This is a genomic window from Pseudomonas sp. QS1027, from assembly GCF_002814235.1.
Taxonomy (GTDB): domain Bacteria; phylum Pseudomonadota; class Gammaproteobacteria; order Pseudomonadales; family Pseudomonadaceae; genus Aquipseudomonas.
Genome location: NZ_PHSU01000004.1, coordinates 289,715 through 313,109, shown reverse-complemented (window position 1 = coordinate 313,109; position 23,395 = coordinate 289,715). Strand labels below are relative to the sequence as shown.

Sequence of the window (23,395 nt, the reverse complement as noted above, 5' to 3'; positions counted from 1 at the left end):
GCGAGCAGGCCGGTGAGCCGACGATGGGTCTCCAATACGGCGTCGCGAACCGTCTGGCCGCCCAGGTCGATACGCAGCGGCAACGTATTGATAAACACCCCCAGGGCCCGTTCCGCCCCTTCGCTGCCCTGCAACCTGCCGAGGAGTACGGTGCCGAACACCACACTGTCGCGCCCGGATAACTGCCCCAATACCTGGGCCCAGGCCAGGTGCATCAGGCTCGCGGCGCTGACGCCCAGGCTACGGGCTTGCTCGCGAACACGCCGGCACAGGATAGCGTCCAGTCGCTGCCGGGCCTCGCCGGGTACGTCAGCGCCCGGCAGCGAAGCCGGGCCATACGGCAAGGTCGGTTCGTCGATACCCGCCAGCTGTTCGCGGAAAAACGCTTCATGGGCCCCGTCGCCCGGTCCCAGCAAGGCTTGGGCAATGTAGTTACGGTATGGCACCGGGGCCGGCAGTTGCGCCTCCTGGTCGAGCAGCATCGCTTGCAGTTCGTGGCTCAGCAGCTCGAGGGCCACATGGTCCATGATCAGATGGTGGAACAGCAGCACACCGACGATCCGTCGATTGGCCGGGTCATCGGCATGGACCAGACGCAGCAGCGGCGCCTGGGTCAAATCCAAGGGTTCAGGGTCGTCCAGTGCCGCCAGCGCCACCTCGACGACAGGCAGTCGAGCCTGACGCCAGACCACCTGCACCGGCGTTTCCAGACCTTCCCGGCACAGCGCGGTACGCAACACATCGTGGCGCGCGATCACCCGCTGCAACGCCTGGCAGAAGGCGTCCAGGCGGGCGCGGTCGGCAAAGGCGAAACGCGCCTGCAGGCGGTAGGGATCGCCGTCGCCGGACGCCAGGTAGTGGTAAAAGATACCGGCCTGCAGCGGCCCCAGCGGGTAGATATCCTGAACGTTGGCCACACCGCCCGGCACGCTGGCGACGATCCGGTCGATCGCCCCCTGGTCCAGCGCCACCAGGGGCAACAGGTCCGGGGTGATGCGTGAACAATCCAGGCCGATCCGATTGGCCGGTACCTGCACTTTCGGGCCACGGCCCACGGCAGCGGCCAGGGCGGCGAGTGTCGGCTGGGCGAACAGCACGCGGATATCGGCCTCCAGCCCGAGGCGACGCATGCGTGCCACCAGGGTTACGGCCAACAGGGAATGCCCACCCAATTCGAAGAAGTGGTCATGGCGCCCTACCCGTTCGACCTGCAGCAGTTCACTCCAGATCTCCGCCAGGGCGACTTCCAGTTCGCCTTGCGGCGCCTGATATTCACCCGTGAGCAGCGCCTCCCGGTCCGGTATCGGCAAGGCACGACGGTCGACTTTGCCGTTGGCGGTCAGCGGCCAGGCATCGAGCCGAACCAGGGCGCCGGGGACCATGTAGCCCGGCAGTCGGGCCTGCAACGCGGCGCGCAACTCACTCAATGCCAGCGGCGCGACGTCGGCCCGCTCGGTGAAATAGCCCACCAGCCGTGGCTGGCCCGGCTCGTCCTCGCGGGCCACGACCAGCGCTTCCTCGATGCTCGACAACTGACCGAGTTGGCTCTCGATCTCACCCAGCTCAATGCGCACGCCACGAATCTTCACCTGATCGTCATTGCGGCCCAGGTAGTCCAGCGTGCCGTCAGCGTTCCAGCGCGCCAGATCGCCGGTGCGGTACATCCGTGCCTGCGGATCGGCATTGAACGGATCGCGCAGGAAGCGCTCGGCGGTCAGGTCCGCACGGTTCAGGTAGCCACGGGCCACGCCCGCACCCGCCACATACAGTTCACCCGCAACGCCAAATGGCACCAGTTGCAGTTGCTCGTCCAGCAAATAAACCCGGGTATTGGCGATCGGCTTGCCGATATCCAGTCCGCCACCCGGCAACAGCCGGCCCGAGGTGGCAACCACCGTGGCCTCGGTCGGGCCGTAGTTGTTGATCACCGCAAAGCCGGGATCCCGAGGGAACTGACGCAGGCGGTCGCCGCCGATCAGCAGGGTACGCAGCGTCGGGTGACGCAGGTCGCGGCTGAAGGCGTACTCGGCCACGGGCGTCGGCAGGAACGCCACCGCCAACGGCTGGGCCAGCCACCAGTCGAGCAGTGCATCGAGCTGTTCGTTGCCGATCTCGGCCGGGGGCAAGTGCAGCACGGCCCCGGCACACAGCGCCGGCCAGACCTCCCAGGCCATGGCGTCGAAACCAAAGCCGGCGACGCTGGCGGTGTGGCTGCCGGCGTGCAAGTCGAAGGCCTGGCAATGCCAGTGCACCAGATTGTTGAGGGTGCGGTGCTCAACCATCACCCCTTTGGGCTGCCCGGTGGAGCCGGAGGTGTAGATCACGTAGGCCAGGTTTTCAGGTGTCAGCCCCGGCACCTGCGGATTGCCGGACTGTTCCGGCCAATCAGGGCGATCCAGGGCAATCATCGGCACGGCCAGCTCTGGCAGGCGGGCAAACAACGTCTGCTGGGTCAGTACCGCCACGGGCGCGCTGTCGTCCAGCAGGTAGCCGACGCGCTCATCCGGGTGCGCTGGATCGACCGGCACATAAGCGGCACCGGCCTTGAGGATTGCCAGCAGGCCGACCAGGGTATCCAGCCCGCGACGGGCGAGGATCGCCACACGGTCGTCGGGACGCACGCCGAGGCCGATCAGATGATGAGCCAGGGCATTGGCCCGACGGTTCAGTTCGCCATAACTCAGACGGTCCTCGCCGACCTGGGCGGCCAGGGCCTGCGGTGCCCGCAACGCCTGGGCCTCGATCAAGGCATGAATGCTCTGCCCCGCCGGGACATCCAGGCCGGTGGCATTGAGCGTCTCAAGCAGATATCGACGCTCCACGTCGCCCACCAGCGGCAACTGCTCGAGCACGACCTGGTCGTCGGTCACCAGGGCCTGCAACAGTTGCTCGAAGTATCCGGCATAACGACGCACGGTCGCCTCGTCGAACAGGGCGGTGGCGTATTCCAGCGACCCCACCAACGCCTCGCCCTGCTCGCCAAGGTTGAGCGACAGGTCGAATTTGGACACCTGACTGGTCTGCTCCACCGGCGCGATGACCAACCCGTCCAGGGGCGGCAGCGTGCTTTCACCGGCCAGCCAGTTCAGGGTGGTCTGGAACAACGGCGCATGGGCCAGGCTGCGCGTCGGCCGCACGATCTCCACCACCTGCTCGAACGGCAGATCCTGATGATCCTGGGCCTCCAGCACACAGGTCTTGACCCGTTCCAGCAGCGCCGCACCGGTCAGCTTGCCGGCCGTGTCGATACGCACCGCCAGGGTGTTGACGAACAAACCGACCAGACCCTCCAACTCGGCGCGGCCACGGCCCGCCACGGGGCTGCCGATGACCACCTGCGCCTGGCCTGACAACCGCGCCAGCAGCGCCGCCCAGGCGCCCATCAGCACCATGTACAAGGTAACGCCACGACGCTGCGCCAGGGCCCGCAGGCCTGCATTCAACTGCGCGCCCAGACGGATCGCCAGACTGGCACCGGCGAAGTCCTGCTGGGCCGGCCGCGGTCGATCGATGGGCAACATCAGTACTGTCGGTGCATCGGCCAGGGTCTCACGCCAATAGGCGACCTGACGTTGCAGCCGCTCACCGGCCAGCCAGCGCCGCTGCCACGCGGCGTAATCGCCATACTGGATCGCCAGCGCCGGCAGTGGATCGTCCTGGCCCTGACGCAAGGCCGGGTACAGCGCCATGAGCTCACGAATCAGCACGCCCATCGACCAGCCGTCGGCGACGATATGGTGGACGGTCAGCGACAGCACATGCTGGTCCTCATCCAGTTGCAACAGTCGTGCACGGACCAGCGGCCCCTGGACCAGATCGAACGCCTCAGCGGCTTCCTCCCGCAGGCGCGAGGCCAAGGCGTCGGGCTGCCGGCGAAGATCCTCGCGCTGTAGCAAGGTCTCGGCTGACAAGGCCGCAATCACGACCTGCGCACCCTCGTCACGGGGGACGAAAGCGCTGCGCAAGGCCTCATGACGCTCGACGATGCGCTCCAGCGCCCGCCCCAGCGCGCCGACATCCAGGCTACCGCGCAGGCTCAAGGCCAGGGGAATGTTGTAGGCCTGGTTGCCACCCTCCATTTGCGCCAGAAACCACAGCCGCTGTTGAGCGAACGACAACTGCAACGGCTGATCCCGCGGGGCCGGCTGGATAGGCGGCAATTCGCTGCGTCCGGCAGCGGACAGAACGGCGGCCACAGCGGCCAGCTCGCCGAGGGCAAACAGTTCACCCAGAGGCAACTCCACCCCCAACTGCTGACGCACCTGGGAGACCATGCGCATGGCCAGCAGTGAATGCCCGCCCAGGTCGAAGAAGTGATCGTGGCGACCGACCCGCTCCACCTGCAACACCTCGCCCCAGATCTTCGCCAGGGCCGGTTCAAACTCACCTTCGGGCGCTTCGTAGGCCAGGCCGAACAGCGCCGAGCGCTCCGGTTTCGGCAGCGCCCGGCGGTCGAGCTTGCCGTTGGCCGTCAAGGGCAATGCCGCCAACTCGACGAACGCCGCCGGCACCATGTACTCCGGCAGATGGGCCTGCAACGCCACACGCATCTGCGCCGGTGCCAGCACCTCGACGTCCGGATGGCAGGTGAAATAGGCGACCAGGCGTACCCCGCCCGGCTCGTCCTCGCGGGCCATGACCACGGCTTCGGCAATCCCCGGCAGTTCATGCAGGCGACTGACAATCTCGCCCAACTCAATACGGAAACCACGGATTTTCACCTGGTCGTCATTACGCCCCAGGCATTCCAGCTGGCCATCCTCCAGCCAGCGACCGAGATCGCCGGTGCGGTACATCCTGGCCCCCGGCTGCTCGCTGAACGGGTCGTCCAGGAACTTCTCGGCCGTCAGCTCAGGCCGGTTGAGGTAACCGCTGGCCACCCCGTCGCCGCCGATATACAGCTCACCGACCACGCCCAAAGGGGCCAGGCGCCGATGGGCATCCAGCACATAGACGCGGGTATTGCCGATGGGACGACCGATCGGGATCGTCTCCGCGCCGTCGGCCACTGTCCGCACTTCGCAGGAGGTCGCAAAGGTGGTGGTCTCGGTGGGACCGTAGACGTTGATCAGACGCAGGCCTTGCGCCGGCCCCAGCAACCGGCGGAAAGCCGTCGGGTCCGCGCGCTCGCCGCCGGAGAGAAGCAGGCGCAGGCCTTGCAGCGCCTCGGGGATCAGTTGCACATACTGGTTGAACAGGGCCGTGGTGAGGAACAGGACGCTGATGCCCTCCTCGGCCAAGGCCACACGCAGGCGGGTCGGATCCACCAGGGTCGAGTGATCGATCACCCGTACCTGCCCGCCATTGAGCAAGGCGCCCCAGATCTCCATCGTGCTGGCGTCAAACGCGGGGTTGGAAGCAAAGGCCATGCGGTCGCGTTCATTGAAGTCGGCATAACCGTTGTTCAACACCAGCCGGGCGATACCGCGATGGGATACACGGACGCCCTTTGGCGCCCCCGTGGAACCGGAGGTGTACATGACATAGGCGACGCTGTCGGACCTTTGCGTCAGGTCCGGGTCTTGAGTCGGCTGGTCGTCCAGGGCCACGCGGTCCAGGTCGATGCGCCGGATGGCGAAGTCGAGCGGCATCCCGCTGTGGGCCAGCACGCTGACCGCCTGGCAGTCCTGGAGCATGTAGCCCAGACGCTCGGTCGGCGCATTGACGTCCAGTGGCACATAGGTCGCCGCGCATTTGCCGATGGCCAGTTGGCCGATCAGCAAGTCCAGGGAGCGCGGCAACAGGATCGCCACATGCTCGTCCGGCCTGACCCCTTGCGCCATCAGGTAGTGGGCCAGGCGGTTGGCGCGAGTGTTCAGTTCGCCGTAGGTCAGCGCGTGCTTGCCGTGCACGGCGGCCAACGCATGGGGATGACGGGCCGCACGCTGTTCGAACAGGCGGTGTACCGGTTGCTCGCGCGGGTAGTCGAGACCGGTGTCATTGAAGTCGACCAGCAGGCGCCGACGCTCGCCCGTCGACAACACGGACAGTTGTTCCAGGCCCTTTCCGGGGTCCTGCTCCAAGGCCTGCACCAGGGCGGCCACGGCCTGGTGCAGGTAAACGCAGATTCGCTGCGGATCGATGCTCCATGCCGTCTGGGCGGTCAGGCTGAAGCCATCGCCCAGATCATCGACGCTCAGGGCCAGCGGGTAGTTGCTGCGCTCTTCGGCGTGCAGCAGGTCAATGCCATTCCAGGCCGAGCGAGTCGCCTCATCCACAGCCGGGGCCGTTGTGCCGTGGCGATAGTTGAAGAGCGTGCTGAACAAGGGCGCACCGGCTGGCAAGGCACTGCAACGCTGGGCCAGGGCCAGTTGCGCGTGTTCGTGGGCGAGCAGGCCGTTGAGCCGGCGGTGGGTGTCCAGCACGGCCTCATGCACGGACTGCACGCCCAGATCGATGCGCAGCGGCAAGGTGTTGATGAAGACACCCAGGGCCCGCTCCACCCCCTCGCTACCCTGCAGGCGCCCGAGCAGCACGGTGCCGAACACCACGCTGTCGCGGCCGGACAACTGCCCCAGCACTTGCGCCCAGGCCAGGTGCATCAGGCTCGCGGCGCTGACGCCCAACTGCCGGGCCTGATCGCGTACCTGACGACCCAAGGCCTTGTCCAGGGACAGCCGGGCCTCGCGCGGCGTTTCCTCTTCGGCGGCCGGCAGCAGGCCGTAAGGCAAGGTCGGCTCGTCGATATCGCCCAATTGTTCGCGGAAGAAGGCTTCATGGGCCCCATCGCCAGGCCCTTGCTGTACTTGGGCCACATAGTTGCGGTACGGCACTGGAGCCGCCAGTTGTTGCTCCTGGTCAAGCAGCACGGCCTGCAACTCGTGGCTCAGGACGTCGAGGGCGACATGGTCCATGACCACATGGTGGAAGCGCAGCACGGCGAGGATCCGCCCGTGACCCGGGTCAGGGGCGTACACCAGGCGCAACAGTGGCGCCTGGGTCAGGGCCATGGGGGCTGCGTTGTTCATGTCGTGCAGCGCGATCTCGTCGACCTGCAAACGGGCTTCACGCCAGACCACTTGTACCGGCGCCGGCAATCCTTCCCAAAACAGCGAGCTGCGCAGGATATCGTTGCGCTCGATGACACGCTGGAGGGCGTTACAGAACGCGTCCAGACGTGCGTAATTGGCAAAGGCAAAACGTGTCTGCTGCAAATAAGGGTCGTTTTCGCCCGCTGCCAGGTGATGGTAAAGAATACCCGCCTGCAACGGCCCCAATGGGTAGATGTCCTGCACGTTGGCGCCGCCACCGGGGACCTTCGCGACGATACGGTCGATCTGCGTCTGGTCCAGTGTCACCAGAGGCAAAAGGTCCGGTGAGATATGTTCGCAGGCGTCAGGGATCAAGTTCGCTGGCACCAGGATTTCCGTGCTGCCGCCGACTGTCGCTGCCAGCGCCGACAGGCTCGGCTGAGCGAACAACACGCGGATATCCGCGCTCAAGCCCAACTGGCGCATGCGAGCGAGCAACGTGACGGCCAATAGCGAGTGACCACCGAGTTCGAAGAAGTTGTCGTGCCGGCCCACGCGCTCGACCTTGAGCAATTCCGCCCAGAGTTGCGCCAGTACGGTTTCGGCTTCCCCTTGTGGAGCCTCGTATTCACGGCTGATCAATGCGCCACCATCTGGCGCCGGCAACGCCTTGCGATTCAGCTTGCCGTTAGGGGTCAATGGCAGTGCATCAAGTTGCACGTAGGCTGCCGGAACCATGTATTCCGGCAGTGCGCCTTGTAGATGAGCGCGCAGGCTTTCGATCTCCAGCAGCGTTTCAGGCTGCTGCGCCGTGACATAAGCCACCAGGCGTTTTTCGCCAGGGTTGTCTTCCCGTGCCAGGACTACGCTTTCCTTGACGCCAGGATAAGCGGCCAGACGCGCTTCGATTTCGCCCAGTTCGATACGGAAACCACGGATCTTCACCTGGTCATCGTTACGGCCCAGGTATTCCACCGTGCCGTCCGGCAGATAGCGGCCCAAGTCGCCTGTGCGGTACATACGCCCGGCGGTGAACGGATCATCGAGGAAGCGTTCGGCGCTCAGTTCTGGACGGTTCAGGTAACCGCGGGCTACTTGCACGCCACCGATATACAGCTCGCCTGCCACACCCAACGGTACTGGCTGACGGCTGGAGTCCAGCAGATAGATCCGCGTGTTCGCCACCGGTTTGCCGATAGGCGTGTTGTCCGGCGTTTCGCCCAGAGGACCGGCGCAATCCCAGGCCGTGACGTCCACGGCAGCTTCGGTCGGACCATACAGGTTGAACAGCCCAACTTCCGGCAACTGCTGCTTGAAGCGTCGCACCAGATGCCCTGGCAAAGCCTCACCGCTGCACATCACCCGCAGCAGACCACTGTCTCCGGCCTCACCATGGGCTAGGAACAGATCCAGCATCGACGGCACGAAGTGCAAGGTGGTGATGTTCTGCTCGCGAATCACTTCACGCAGGTAGCCCGGGTCACGATGACCGCCTGGACGCGCCATCACCAGCCGCGCGCCGTTGAACAGAGGCCAGAAGAACTCCCAGACCGAGACGTCGAAGCTGAACGGGGTTTTCTGCAACACGCTATCCGAAGCATCCAGGCCGTATTCGTCCTGCATCCACAGCAAGCGGTTGACCACGCCACGGTGTTCGTTCATCACGCCTTTCGGCTGACCAGTAGAACCGGAGGTGTAGATCACATAGGCCAGATGCTCTGGGCGGACTTCAGCCCGCAGCGGATTGCTATCCGATTGTGCGAGGAAACCTTCACGCTCGGCATGCTCAGGATCGAGCAACAGTACCGGTACGCTGCTTGCTGGAAGCACCGCACGCAAAGCCTCTTGGGTGAGGACTACAGCAGGAGCACAGTTCTCCAGCATGTAGGTCAGGCGATCAATCGGATAATCCGGGTCCAGCGGCACATACGCAGCGCCGGCTTTGAGAATCCCCATCAACCCTGCAACCATTTCCAGGCTGCGGTCGACACAGATTGCCACCCGATCATCCGGACCAATGCCCAGGCCGATCAGACGATGGGCGATACGGTTGGCCTGACGGTTGAGTGCGTCGTAAGTCAGGCTGCCCTTCTCGTCGACGACCGCTACCGAGTCACCACAACTGGCAACCCGCGCCTCGAACAGGCCATGCAAGGTCAAATCCTGCGGATAGTCGACCGCGGTGGCATTGAAGCCCTCCAACAAGTGCTGGCGCTGTTCATCGTCGAGCAATGGAATCTCTGCCACCAACGCCCGCTCATCGGCCGCCATCCCACGCAACATGGCTTCCAGGTAACCCAGGCAACGCTGCATGGTCGACTCGTCGAACAACGCCGTGGCGTATTCCAGATTGCCGAACAGGCAATCCCCCTCCTCGGCCATGTCCAGCAGCACGTCGAATTTGGCCGTGTGACCGCTGTTCTCCAGGCCCTGCAGGGTCAGATCGCCGAGTGCCAGATCGACGTTCTCGTTGTTCTGCCAGGACAGCATCGCCTGGAAAATCGGGCTATGGGACAGGCTGCGTTGCGGACGGACCAGCTCGACCACCTGCTCGAACGGCAGGTCCTGATTGGTCTGAGCGGCCAGGGTCTGGCGCTTGACCTGTTGCAGCAGGGCTTCGACGCTCAAGGTTGCCGAGAGATCGACACGCACCGCCAGGGTGTTGACGAAGCAGCCGATCAAGCCCTCCACCTCGGCGCGCAGGCGGTTGGCCGCCGGCGTGCCGATCACCACGTCATCCTGCCCGGACAGCCGGCTCAGCACCGCAGCCCAGGCGGCCATGACCGTCATGAACAAGGTGGTGCCCTGCCGTTGACTCAGGGCCTTGAGACCACGAGTCAGGTCAGCATCGAGGACCAGGCCGAGCCTATGCCCGCTGTAATCCTGCTGTGCCGGACGCGGTCGATCACTCGGCAAGGTCAACAAAACCGGTGCACCGGCCAGGGCCTGTTGCCAGTATTGTCCTTGTTGTTGCAGCACTTCGCCTGTCAGCCAGTTGCGCTGCCAAGCCGCATAGTCGGCGTACTGCACCGGCAACGCCGGCAGCGGATCCTCCTCTGCCTGGCGGAAGGCTTCGTAGAGCACGCCCAGCTCGCGGGTCAGGACCCCGGCGGACCAGCCATCGGCGATGATGTGGTGCAGGGTCACCAGCAGCACATGATCGTCATCGGCCATGCGCACCAGACGCCCACGCACCAGCGGCCCACGCAGAAGGTCAAAACGCTCGCGAACCTCTTCGGCGGCGATGGACAACAGCTCTTCTTCCGCCTCTGCCTGCCCGGCCAGCACATGCAATTGCAGGCTGAAGCCGATATCAGCCGGGGCGATGCGTTGCTCCACTTCCTGGCCCTGCCACTGGACAAAGGTGGTGCGCAGCGATTCGTGACGGGCAACGATGCGATCCAGTGCCTGCTTGAGGGCAATGCGATCCAGACTGCCACGCAGACGCAGCCCGGCGGGGATGTGATAAGCCGAACTGCCACCATCCAGTTGCGCCAGGAACCACAGGCGCTGCTGGGCAAACGACAACGGCAAGGCCTGGTCGCGGGACACCGGCACGATCGGCGGCTGACGGCTGACGGCTGCCTGGGCCAGCACCTGGGCCAATGCCGCCAGTTCCGGCTGGGCGAAGATATCTGCCAGGCTCAACTCGACGCCCAGGCGCTGACGCACCTGGGAAACCAGGCGCATCGCCAACAAGGAATGACCGCCCAGCTCAAAGAAGCGGTCGTGACGCCCTACCCGCTCGACCTGCAACAGCTCGCTCCAGATCTCGGCCAGGGCCATTTCCGTTTCGCCCTGCGGCGCCTGGTACTCCCCCGTATGCAGCGCCTCGCGGTCCGGCGCCGGCAAGGCACGGCGGTCGACTTTTCCATTGGCGGTCAGCGGCCAGCTGTCCAGTCGGACCAGTGCGCTGGGCACCATGTAGCCAGGCAGCCGGGCCAACAGCGCGGCGCGTAATTCACCCAACGTCAGCGGCGTGACATCGTCCCGTTCGGTGAAATAACCCACCAACCGAGGCTGACCGGGTTCGTCCTCACGGGCCACGACCAGCGCTTCCTCGATACCCGACAACTGGCCGAGCTGGCTCTCGATCTCGCCCAGTTCGATGCGTACCCCACGAATCTTCACCTGATCGTCATTGCGGCCCAGGTAATCCAGAGTGCCGTCGGCATTCCAGCATGCCAGGTCACCGGTGCGGTACATCCGTGCGCCGGGTTGCTCGGCAAAGGGGTCATCGAGGAAGCGCTCGGCAGTCAACTCCGGGCGATTCAGGTAGCCGCGAGCCACACCGGCACCAGCCACATAGAGTTCACCCGCGACGCCAAATGGCACCAGTTGCTGTTGCTCATCGAGCAGATAAACCCGGGTATTGGCAATCGGCTTGCCGATATCCAGCCCGCCACCCGGCAACAACCGGCCCGAGGTGGCAACCACCGTGGCCTCGGTCGGGCCGTAGTTGTTGATCACGGCAAAGCCCGGGTCCGAATGGAACTGACGCAGGCGGTCGCCGCCGATCAGCAGGGTACGCAGCGTCGGGTGACGCAAGTCGCGACTGAAGGCGTACTCCGCCACCGGCGTCGACAGGAACGCCACCTCCAACGGCTGGGCCAGCCACCAGTCGAGCAACGCGTCGAGCTGCTCGTTACTGATATCGGCTGGCGGAAGATGCAGAACAGCCCCCGCACACAGGGCTGGCCAGACTTCCCAGGCCATGGCATCGAAACCAAAACCGGCGACACTTGCGGTATGACTACCGGCGTGCAAGTCGAAGACCTGGCAATGCCAATCCACCAGGTTATTGAGAGTCCGGTGCTCGACCATCACACCCTTGGGCTGCCCGGTGGAGCCGGAGGTGTAGATCACATAGGCCAGGTTTGCAGATGTCAGCCCCGGCACATGAGGATTGCCGGCCTGCTCCGGCCAGTCAGGGCGATCGAGGGCGATCACCGGCACAGCCAACGCCGGCAGACGCCCGAGCAATGCGTGCTGGGTCAGCACCGCCACGGGCGCACTGTCGTCCAGCAGGTAACCCACTCGCTCGTCCGGATGTGCCGGATCGACCGGCACATAACCGGCACCGGCCTTGAGAATCGCCAACAGACCGACCAGGGTATCCAGGCTGCGCCGGGCGAGGATCGCCACGCGATCATCAGGGCGCACGCCGAGGCTGATCAGGTGACCGGCCAGGGCATTGGCGCGACGATTCAGTTCACCATAGCTCAGACGCCGCCCACCTACTTGCGCCGCCACCGCATCGGGTTGTTCAAGTGCCTGCTGTTCGATGCGCTGGTGCAACGTCAGGTGGGTTTCATAAGCTGTCCGATGGGGATTGAAGCCTTCCAGCAATTCGCTGCGCTCGGCACCGGGAAGCATGCCCAACTGCTCGACCGGGGTCTGCGGTGCGCGTTCCAGCCTGTCCAGCAGGTTTTCCATCGCACACGCCAGATAGGCGCAAATGCGCCGCCCATCGATGCCGCGTGATGTCTGCGCGGTAAGGCTGAAGGCCTCACCCAGATCGTCGACACTCAGGACCAGCGGGTAGTTGCTACGCTCCTGCGCATGCAGCACTTCAATGCCCTGCCAGGTCTCGCCGCCTGCCTGGGGCGGCGCGCTGTGGCGATAATTGAGCAAGGCGTTGAACAGCGGTGTCGGCGCGGCCACGCCACTGCAACGCTGGGCCAGGGCCAGCGGCGCATGCTCGTGGCGCATCAGCGCGGTCAGGCGCTGATGGGTGGCCATGACGGCGGCCTGCACGGTCTGTTCGCCCAGGTCCAGGCGCAGCGGCAAGGTGTTGATGAAGATGCCCAGGGCCCGCTCGGTGGCCTCGGCGCCGAGCATGCGCCCCATCAGCACGGTGCCGAAGACCACCCGTTGATGCCCGGTCAGCCCCGACAGCACCCGCGCCCAGCCCAGGTGGAACAGGCTGGCAACACTGACGCCGAGGCTGCGGGCCCGGGTGCGCAGACGCTGGCACAGCGCGAGGTCCAGGCCCAGGCTGTGTTCTTCAATGTCAGCGCCATCACCGCTGAGGTCCTGCAGGTCGTAGGCCAGGGTCGGCTGGTCGAGGTCGCCGAGCATGTCGCGGAAAAACCCTTCGTGCTCCTGCTCGCTGACACCGAGCAGTGCCTGGGCCACGTAGTTGCGAAACGGCACCGGCGCACCCAACTGGTCGGCCTGGCCGAGCAGGCAGGCCTGGATTTCCTGACGCACCACCTCAAGGGCACTGTGGTCCATGGCGATGTGGTGGAACAACAGGGTCGCCTGCACACCGCGGTCCTGTGCGTACTCGCGACAGGCCAACCGAATCAGCGGCGCCTGGCCAAGATCCAGGGTGGTATCCGCACCAGCCAGCAACGTATCGACCTGCAGTTCGGCGTGACGCCAGACGATCTGCACCGGTGTTTCCAGCCCCTGCCAGTGCACCGACGTGCGCAGGATATCGTGCCGCGCGATCACCTGGCGCAGCGCCTCGACAAAGGCCAGCAGACGTTCGCGGTCGGCAAAGGCGAAGTCCACGTGCATCACGTAGGGGTCGCCCTGGGTGGCGCTGACGTGGTGGTAGAGGATGCCTTGTTGCAAAGGCGCCAGCGGGTAGATGTCCTGAATATTGGCCGTCCCACCCGGCACGGCCTCGACCAGTTGATCGATAGCGGTCTGGTCGAGGGCGACCAGGGTCAGCATGTCGGGCGTGATGCGCGTGCAACCGGGCGGAATGCCGTTAGCCGGAAATGCCGAGGCATCGCGCTTGCTCATCAGGGACGGGTCCTGCTCAAGCAGCGCGATCAGTGCCGGCTTGTGCTCGCGCAGCTTTTCCACCAGACCGTTGGCACTCAGTGCCAGACGGTTGCCCTTCACCACCAGTTGGCCGTCCTTGACCGTCAGGTGGACATCGTTGGCCTTCAGTGTCGCCAAGAGTTCATTGATGCTCACAGGATAATCTCCATGCTCTCTGTGATAGCTGCGTAGCCTGCCAGCGTCGGTTGTTCGAACAGCGCCCGGACATTGGCCTCCAGGCCCTCCTGGCGTAGTCGCGCGGTAAGACTGACCGCCAGCAGCGAATGGCCGCCCAGTTCGAAAAAGTTGTCGTGTCGCCCCACCCGCTCGAGACCGAGCATCTCGGCCCAGAGTTGCGCCAGGAGGATTTCCATCTCGCCCTCCGGCGCCGCGTAGGGCCGCGCCAGCACGGCATCGGCATCCGGTGCCGGCAAGGCCTTGCGATCCAGCTTGCCGTTGGGACTCAAGGGCAACGCCTCGAGGTGCACATACAGCGCCGGAACCATGTAGTCCGGCAGTTGCGCCCGCAGCGCGTCACGCAAAGCCTCGACCGGCAGCAGCCTGCCCGTGTAGTAGGCCACCAGCCGCTGGCCACCGGGTTGATCGTCGCGGACCAGCACCACGGCCTGCTGGATATCCGGCTGGCGCGTCAGGCACGCCTCGATCTCGCCCGGTTCGATACGCAATCCATGGAGCTTAAACTGATCGTCGTTACGCCCCAGAAACTCCAGGTTGCCGTCCGCCCGCTGGCGCACCAGATCGCCGCTGCGGTACAAGCGGTCGCCGGCGACGAAGGGACTGGCGATAAAACGCTCGGCCTGCAGTTCAGGCAGGTTCAGGTAGCCACGGGTCACCCCGGCACCACCGATATGCAACTGACCGCTCACACCCAGCGGCACTGGCTGGTCGCAGGCGTCCAGCACATACAGGCGGGTGTTGCTGATCGGCAGGCCGATGGGCAATGCCGTGTGCGGTACCGGCTCGTGGGGCTCCAGGGTCCAGGCGCTGCAGTCCACCGTGGTCTCGGTCGGCCCATAGACATTGTGCAGGCGCACCGAGGGCAGACGCTTGCGCACCTGCTCGGCCAGCGCCACGCTCAACTCGCCACCGCCGCAGACGATATCGCTCAAGCCGTCACAGCCAGCACTTTCCTCCAGGTTGAGGAAGGCCTGGAGCAAGGCCGGCACGAACTGCACCACGCTGACCTGCTGCTCGCGAATCAGCCGCACCAGATAAGCCGGATCGAGCTGGCCATCCGGACGGCTCAACACCAGCGGCACGCCGGCGCACAGTGGCCAGAACAGTTCCCAGACCGAAGCGTCAAAGCTGATCGGGGTCTTGTGCAGCAACGCGCCACCCCGCGTGGGCGGGCACAACCGCGAAGTCCAGTGCACCAGGTTGACCACTCCACGGTGCTCGACCATCACGCCCTTGGGCATGCCGGTGGAACCGGAGGTGTAAATCACATACGCCAGGTGACGCGGGGTCAGCTCGGCGATACGCGGATTGTCGATGTGCTGCGGGCTCCAGGCGGCACTCTCAAGATTGACCTGTAGCGCACGCTCCTCACCCAGCAGCTCACGGGTCGCGGCCTGCATCAGTACCACCACCGGCGCGCTGTCCTCGAGCATGTAGTGGATACGCTCGCGCGGATAGCCCGGGTCCAACGGCACATAGGCACCACCGGCCTTGAGGATGGCCAGCAGCCCGACCACCATGGACACGCCGCGCTCGACGCAGATCGCCACCCGGTCGCCGGGCTGAACCCCCAGGCCGATCAGATGATGGGCCAGGCCGTTGGCCTGTTCGTTGAGTTGTTGATAGCTCAGTTGCGCACCTTCGGCCCGCAGCGCCACAGCCTGCGGCGTACGTGCAACCTGGGTCTCGAAAAGACCGTGGAGAGTGTGCTCCAGATCGTGTTCGACCGTGGTGGCGTTGAACCCCACCAGCACCCGCTGACGCTCCTCGGCGTCCAGCACCGGCAACCGCTGCAGCGGCAAGTCGGGACGCTTTTCAAGGGCCTCGACCAGGCCAACCAGCACCTGCTGCACATAACCACAGACACGCCGGGCACCGACCTGGGGCGGGGCCATGACGGTCAGGCGGAATTTATCGCCAAAGTCATCGACGTTGAGGCCAAGCGGATAGTTGGTGTGCTTTTCACTGGCCAGGATTTCCAGGCCGCGCCAGGCTTCACGCTGCGCATCCTGCCTGGCCTGCCCCGCGCTGTGCCGATAGTTGAGCATGGCGCTGAACAGCGGCAACGGCGCGGCCACGCCGCTCCAACGCTGGGCCAGGGCCAGGGAGGCATGCTCATGGCCGAGCAGCGCCGCGAGACGGGCGTGGGTAGCACGTGCCCCTTCGCGTACACCGGTAGTGCCCAGGTCGACCCGCAGCGGCAGGGTATTGATAAACATACCCATGCCACGATCGGCACCAGCCCCCCCTTGCAGGCGACCGAGCAGCACCGTGCCGAACACCACGCGGTCATTACCGGTGGCGGCTGACAGCACACGGGCCCAGGCCAGGTGAAACAGGCTGGCGACACTGACACCCAGTTGCCGCGCCTGACTGCCCAAGCGCTGCATCAAATCGTCAGACAGTGCCTGCTGGGCCTCTTCGATAAAGCGCCCATCGCCCTGGACATCGCGCAGGCCAAACGGCAGGGTCGGCTCGTCGATATCGCCCAGTTGCTCGCGGAAGAACGCTTCGTGCTCCGCCTCGCTGACACCCAGGCGCGCCTGGGCCACATAGTTGCGGTAAGGCACGGCGGGCCGGGTAGGAGCGGGCTCGCCTCGCAGGTCGGCAAGCATCTCCTCGCGCATCACTTCCAGGGCCGTGGCATCGACGACGATATGGTGGAACTGCAGCGCAGCCGAAAGACGCGCGCTGCCAGGGTCGTGGCTGTAAACCAGACGGATCAACGGTGCCCGGCTGAGGTCCATGCGGGCCGAGTCGGCTTCGGCGTCGATCTGCGCGAGAGGGACCTCGTCGACAAGCAGTTCGGCCTCGCGCCAGACCACCTGCTGCGGGTTTTCCAGGCCATCCCAGAGTACGGCGGTACGCAGGCTGTCATGGCGCGCGACCACCTTGCGCAAAGCCTCGGCCAACGTCTGCAGACGCTCCAGGCTGTCGAAGGTCATGCGCAACTGCAGCAGGTATGGATCGCCCTGCTCGGCCGTCAGGTGGTGATAGAGAATGCCTTCCTGCAACGGCGCCAGCGGGTAGATATCCTGCACATTCGCGGCACCACCCGGCACTGTGGCCACAATACGGTCGATGGCCGCCTGGTCGAGACGGGACAGGCTCAACAGGTCGGGGGTGATCCGCGTGCAGCCGCTCGGTATCCGGTTGGGCGGCACCACGACCTCGCGGCCCTTGCCGACGGAAGCCGCCAAAGCGGCCACGGTCGACTGGCCCAGCAGCACCCGGACGTCCACATTCAAACCGGCGTTGCGCAGTCGCTCGGCCAGGCTGACCGCCAGCAACGAATGGCCGCCCAGCTCGAAGAAGTTATCGTGTCGCCCTACCCGCTCCACGCCCAGCACCTGCGCCCAGAGCCCGGCCATAAGGACCTCCACCTCACCTTGCGGGGCCTCGTAGACGTGCCCGGCCAGAGCGGCGGGATCCGGGTCCGGCAAGGCTCGACGGTCGAGCTTGCCGTGGCTGGTCAGGGGCAAAGTCTCCAAGCGCGTGAAGGCCAGCGGCACCATATAACCTGGCAAACGGGTCCGCAGGGCCTGGCGCAGCGTGTCAGGGTCCACGGCAAAGGTTTCCGTGAACCAGGCCAGCAAGCGCTCACCACGCACCAGCACCACCGCGTCCTTCACCCCAGGCTGGCTGGCAAGGACCGCCTCGATCTCGCCCAATTCGATGCGCATGCCACGAATCTTCACCTGGTCGTCGTTGCGCCCCAGGTAATCCAGGGTGCCGTCGGCGTTCCAGCGCACCAGGTCGCCGCTGCGATACATCCGCGCCTGCGGTTCGCTGCTGAACGGATCGCTGACAAAGCTCTCCCCGGTCAGTTGCGGCCGATTCAGGTAACCACGGGCGACACCCGCGCCGCCGATATACAGCTCGCCGATCACGCCCACCGGCACGGGCTGGCGTTGCTCGTCCAGCACATAGTTGCAGGTGTTGGCGATCGGCGCGCCGATAGGCAGCGAGCCCCCCACGCGCACCCGTCCAGAGGTGGCAACCACCGTGGTCTCGGTGGGGCCATAGTTGTTGATCACGGCAAAACCCGGCTCGCGATCGAACTGGCGCAGACGGTCGCCGCCAATCAGCAGGGTTCGCAGGGTCGGGTGCTGGTGCGTTCGCCTGAAGGCCTGCTCGGCCACCGGGGTGGGCAGGAAACTGACCTGCAGCGGCTGCGCCAGCCACCAGTCGAGCAACGCATCGATCTGATCGTTGCCGACCTCGACCGGCGGCAGATGCAGCACGGCCCCGGCACAGAGGGCCGGCCAGACCTCCCAGGCCATGGCGTCGAAACCGAAGCCGGCGATGCTGGAAGTGTGGCTGCCGGCGCGCAAGTCGAACGCCTGGGCGTGCCAGTGCACCAGGTTGTTGAGGGTACGATGCTCGACCATCACGCCCTTGGGCTGGCCGGTGGACCCGGAGGTGTAGATGACATAGGCCAGATGGCCGTCGTGCAGACCGGGTACCTCTGGGTTGCTGTCCGACTCGTGATGCCAGGCATCCTGGTCCAGGTCCACCCGAGGAACATCACCGACCAGATCGAGGGTCGCGCCCTCGGCCAGTACCACCCGTGGCGCGCTGTCCTGTAGCAGATAGGCGATGCGCTCGGCCGGATAGGCCGGGTCCACCGGCACATAGGCGGCACCGGCCTTGAGCACCGCCAACAGACCGACCAGGCGCTCCATCCCCCGGTGCAGACACAAGGCGACTCGCTCGTCCGGCTTCACGCCGAGACCGATCAGGTGATGCGCCAGGCGGTTGGCGCGCTGGTTGAGCTCGGCGCAGGTCAGGACTTGCCCGCCCTGGACCACCGCAGGTGCCTGCGGCGAACGGGCGGCCCGGGCCTCGACCAGGGCATGCACGGTCTGGCCCCGGGGGAAGGCTTGCGCCGTGGCATTGAAGTCCACCAGCACCTGTCGGCGCTCCTCCGCGCCCAGAATCGACAGCGTATCCAGCGCTACCGGCGACGCCCGTTCCAGGGCCTGGACCATCTGCGCCAGCGTGTTGTGCATCCAGCCGGCGACGCGCTCGGCACCGATGCCTTCCAAGGCCAGCACCTGCAGATCGAAATCTTCGCCCAGGTCGTCGACGCTCAGCGTCAGCGGATAGTTGCTGCGCACCTCGCCGCCGAGCACCCGCACGCCCTGCCACAGGCCTTGACCATCACGCGGCTTTACGGCGGCGCTGTGACGATAATTGAGCAAGGCGCTGAACAGCGGCGACGCCGCCAACACGCCACTGCAACGTTGGGCCAGCGCCAGCGAGGCATGCTCATGGGCAAGCAAGGCCGACAGCCGCCCATGCACAGCCTTCAGCGCCTCGCGCACGCCTGTGGCGGTATCGACCCGCAACGGCAAGGTATTGATAAACACGCCAAGGGCTCGATCAGCGCCCTCGCCGCTTTGCATGCGTCCCAACAGGACCGTGCCGAACACCACATCCTGGCGGTTGGCGAGCACGCCCAGCACCCGCGCCCACGCCAGGTGCATCAGGCTGGCGGCGCTGACGCCCAGGTGACGCGCCTGTTCCCGCACGCGCAGGGCGAGGTCGCTATCGAGCAGGCGACGGGCCTCTTCAATATCGCGACCATCGCCGCGCACATCCTGTACGCCGAGGGGCAAGGTCGGCTCGTCGACATCGCCAAGCATTTCGCTGAAAAACCCTTCATGGCTGGCCCCGTCGTTGCCGAGCAGTACCTGGGCCACATAGTTGCGGTAAGGCACCGGCGCGCCCAGGTCCGCCTGCTGGTCGAACAGCAAGGCTTGCATCTCACGGCTGACCACCTCCATCGCGGTGTTATCCAGCACCAGGTGATGGAACAACAGGAAGGCGATCACCTGGCGATTGATCGGGTCGTGGGCATACACCAGGCGCATCAGCGGCGCCTGGGACAGGTCGAGACGATACTGGCGGGCGTCGAAGCGCTGGCGCAGACGCTCAACGACGCTGACGGACCCATCGCCAGCGTCGAAGCTGATGGCCTGCACCGCCAGCTCGGCCTTGCGCCAGACCACCTGCTGCGGTTTTTCCAGCCCCTCCCAGACCACGCTGGTACGCAGGATGTCGTGGCGATCGATCACCTGCTGCAGAGCACCGGCCCAGGCTTGCAGACGCTCCACGCTGTCGAACGCCAGACGCCACTGCAACAGGTACGGGTCGCCCTGCCCGGCACTCAGGTGATGATAGAGAATCCCTTCCTGCAGCGGCGCCAGCGGGTAGATTTCCTGCACATTGGCGACGCCACCGGGCACGCTGGCGACAATACGGTCGATGGCGGCCTGATCGAGCTGGACCAGGCTCAACAGGTCTGGCGTGATCCGTGTGCAATCGGCCGCTATCCGGTTGGCCGGCACCGCCACCTCCTGGCCATTGTCCCCGCATGCCGCCAGGGCCGCCAAGGTCGGTTGGCCGAGCAGCACATGTACATCGGCCTTGAGCCCAGCCTCGCGCAGACGCGCCACCAGGTTCACCGCCAATAACGAATGACCGCCAAGCTCGAAGAAGTTGTCATGCCGCCCGACCCGCGCCACACCCAGCACCTGCGCCCAGATGGCGGCCATGGCGATTTCCACCTCGCCTTGCGGCGCCTCGTAGACGCGCCCCAGCAGCGCAGCGGGATCCGGGTCCGGCAACGCACGACGGTCAAGCTTGCCATGACTGGTCAGCGGCAAAGCGGCCAGGCGCGTGAACGCCCGCGGCACCATGTAGCCTGGCAGACGGGCCCGCAGGGCCTGGCGCAGCACCTCCGGGTCCAGCGCAGAGGCTTCGGTGAACCAGGCCAGCAGGTATTCATCCCGCACCAGCACCACCGCGTCCTTCACCCCGGGCTGGTCGGCGAGGACCGCTTCGATCTCGCCCAACTCGATGCGCACGCCACGGATTTTCACCTGGTCGTCGTTGCGCCCCAGGTAGTCCAGGGTGCCGTCGGCATTCCAGCGCACCAGGTCGCCGCTGCGATACATCCGCGCCTGCGGTTCGCGACTGAAGGGGTCGGCGACGAAGCGTTCCTCGGTCAGTTGCGGCCGGTTCAGGTAGCCACGGGCGACACCCGCGCCGCCGATATACAACTCGCCGATCACTCCCACCGGCACCGGCTGTAGCTGCTCGTCGAGCACATGAACCTGGGTATTGGCGATCGGCCCGCCGATATGCAAAACCCCATCGGCCAGCACCTGTCCCGAGGTAGCGACCACGGTACTTTCGGTCGGGCCGTAATTGTTCACCACCCCATAGCGGCGGTTGCGAGCGAACTGGCGCAGGCGATCACCGCCGATCAGCAAGGTGCGCAGGGTCGGGTGTTCCTCGGCCTGGCTGAAGGCGTATTCGGCCACGGGAGTGGGCAGGAAGCTGACGTCCAGCGGCTGCGCACGCCACCAGCGCAGCAAGGCATCGATATCTTCGCCGCTGTCCTGGGTCGGTGCCAGGTGCAGGGTCGCACCGGCGCACAAGGTCGGCCAGACTTCCCAGGCCATGGCGTCGAAACCGAATCCGGCCAGGCAGGAGGCGTGTCCGCCCTCGCCTAGCGCGAAGGCATCGCAATGCCAGTCGACCAGATTGGCGAGCATGCGGTGCTCCACCATCACGCCCTTCGGCTGCCCCGTGGAACCCGAGGTGTAGATCACGTACGCGAGGTTGTGGCTAGCCAGGCCCGCGACCTGGGGATTGCCCTTGGGCGCGTGGCCCCAGTCGCAACGATCCAGTTCAATCAGCGGCACGACAACAGGTGGCAGGCGATCAACCAGGGCCGCCTGGGTCAGCAGCACGGCGGGTGCGCTGTCGTCCAGCAGATAGGCCAGGCGCTCGCGCGGATGAGCCGGGTCGATGGGCACATAGGCTGCACCGGCCTTGAGAATCGCCAGCAGACCCACCAGGGTCTCCAGGCCGCGACGGGCCACGATGGCGACACGGTCTTCAGGGCGCACACCCAGTTCGATCAGGCATTGCGCCAAGCCATTGGCTCGACGATTGAGTTCCCCGTAGGTCAGGCTTCTTCCCTGGTGCATCGCCGCCACGGCGTCCGGGCGTGTTCGGGCCTGGGCCTCGATGCGCGGGTGGATCATCTGCGCACCGGCAAAGGCCACGCCGGTGTCGTTCCAGCGGTTCATCTGCCGGCGTTCGACAGGCGTGAGCAGGTCGAATTCCTTCACCCGCAGGCCCGGGTTTTCGAGGCCTTGCTCCAGTACTTGCAGCACCCGCCCGGCCAGGGCCTCGACCTCGGCCGTATCGAACCAGGCGCGATGATGGACCAGGTGCAACCAGGCCTTGTCGTTGTAGCGGTTGCTGCGCAAATGCACGGCAAGGGGCGTGGCCTCATAACCATTGGAGACCTTCACCGCATGCGCCCGGGCCTCGCCGTAGCGGTAGTCATGGTCATCCTGTTCATAGGACACCGACACTTCGAACAGCTGCGCGCGCGCCTCACGGGACAGCTCCAGGCTACGATTCAGCTCGTTCAAGGGAAAACGCTGGTGACGGAAATCGCGCTTGAGGGTGTCGCGTACCTCGGCGACCAGCGCCTCGAACGTCAGCCCCTCGGCGAACGCCATGCGCACCGCGCTGACCTGGGCGAAGTGGCCCAGGGTCGCCTTGAAACGTGCGCCGCCACGGTTGAGCAACGGCAGGCCGACAACCCAGTCGTCGCGCTGCGCGGTGCGGGTGAAGTAGACGTGCAAGGCCACCAGCAGCACATGAAATGCCGAGCCGCCGCAGCGTTCGGCGAACTGCTGCATGCGGGTGTGCAGCGCGGCTGGAAAGGCCTGTACCCAGGTGTGGGACGGTGCCGGGTCGGTCACGCGGCGGTTGTGGTAACGCGGCGCCAACAGCGGCTCCGGCAGATGGCGGTACTTGTCCAGCCAGTAGGCCTGGTCCCGGGCATAGCGGGTGGAGGCCTGGTAGCGTGCGTCGTCCTCGATGAACTCGGCGTAGGACGAGCCCTTGATCTCGACAGCATCACCCTCGGCCAATGCCGTGTAATGCTCACCCAGTGCCTTGAGCAGTTGCCCGAAGCCCCAGCCGTCGAGACTCAGATGATGGGCGTGAATGGCCAGCCAGTGCTGGTCCGGGGCAAGGCAGAACAACGAGAAGCTCACCAGCGGGCTTCCATCCAGGGCAAAGGGGCGTTGCATCTGCTCGCGAATCAGCATCAGGGCGGTGTTGAGCGGTTCGGGGTGATCCCGCAGATCGTGCACCGGAAAGGGCACCGGCAAGGTGGCCGCGAAGGTCTGGAGCGGCAAGCCGTCCGCCCCGGCCCCCGGCAGCAACACGGTGCGCAACCCATCATGGGCGGCCACCAACTGCTCCACGGCTCGCTGCAGCAGCGTCCGATTCACGGGCCCGGCGAGTTCCGCGTAGCCGCCAATGTTGTAGAGCGGCGAGTCGCCTCGGCTGATCTGGTCCAACCAGATGTCACGTTGAGCGGCGGACAGGGGAAATACGTCGGCAGCAGTCAT

Annotated in this window: 2 protein-coding genes (1 of these 2 only partly in view); both read right to left on the bottom strand. The window is 65.6% G+C overall.

What is annotated here, in order from left to right; translation table 11 throughout:
• Nucleotides 1-13,904, bottom strand: partial view of a non-ribosomal peptide synthetase gene (locus CWE01_RS05100; protein ID WP_100939443.1) — the 5' portion only. It extends 3,871 nt beyond the left edge of the window; 13,904 of the gene's 17,775 nt are visible here — the first part of the coding sequence; the start codon lies at nucleotides 13,902-13,904; the stop codon falls past the left edge of the window.
• Entirely contained in the window at nucleotides 13,901-23,395 is a 9,495-nt protein-coding gene (locus CWE01_RS05095; RefSeq protein WP_100939442.1) for a non-ribosomal peptide synthetase, read from the bottom strand. The genes CWE01_RS05100 and CWE01_RS05095 overlap by 4 nt, the downstream gene beginning before the upstream one ends.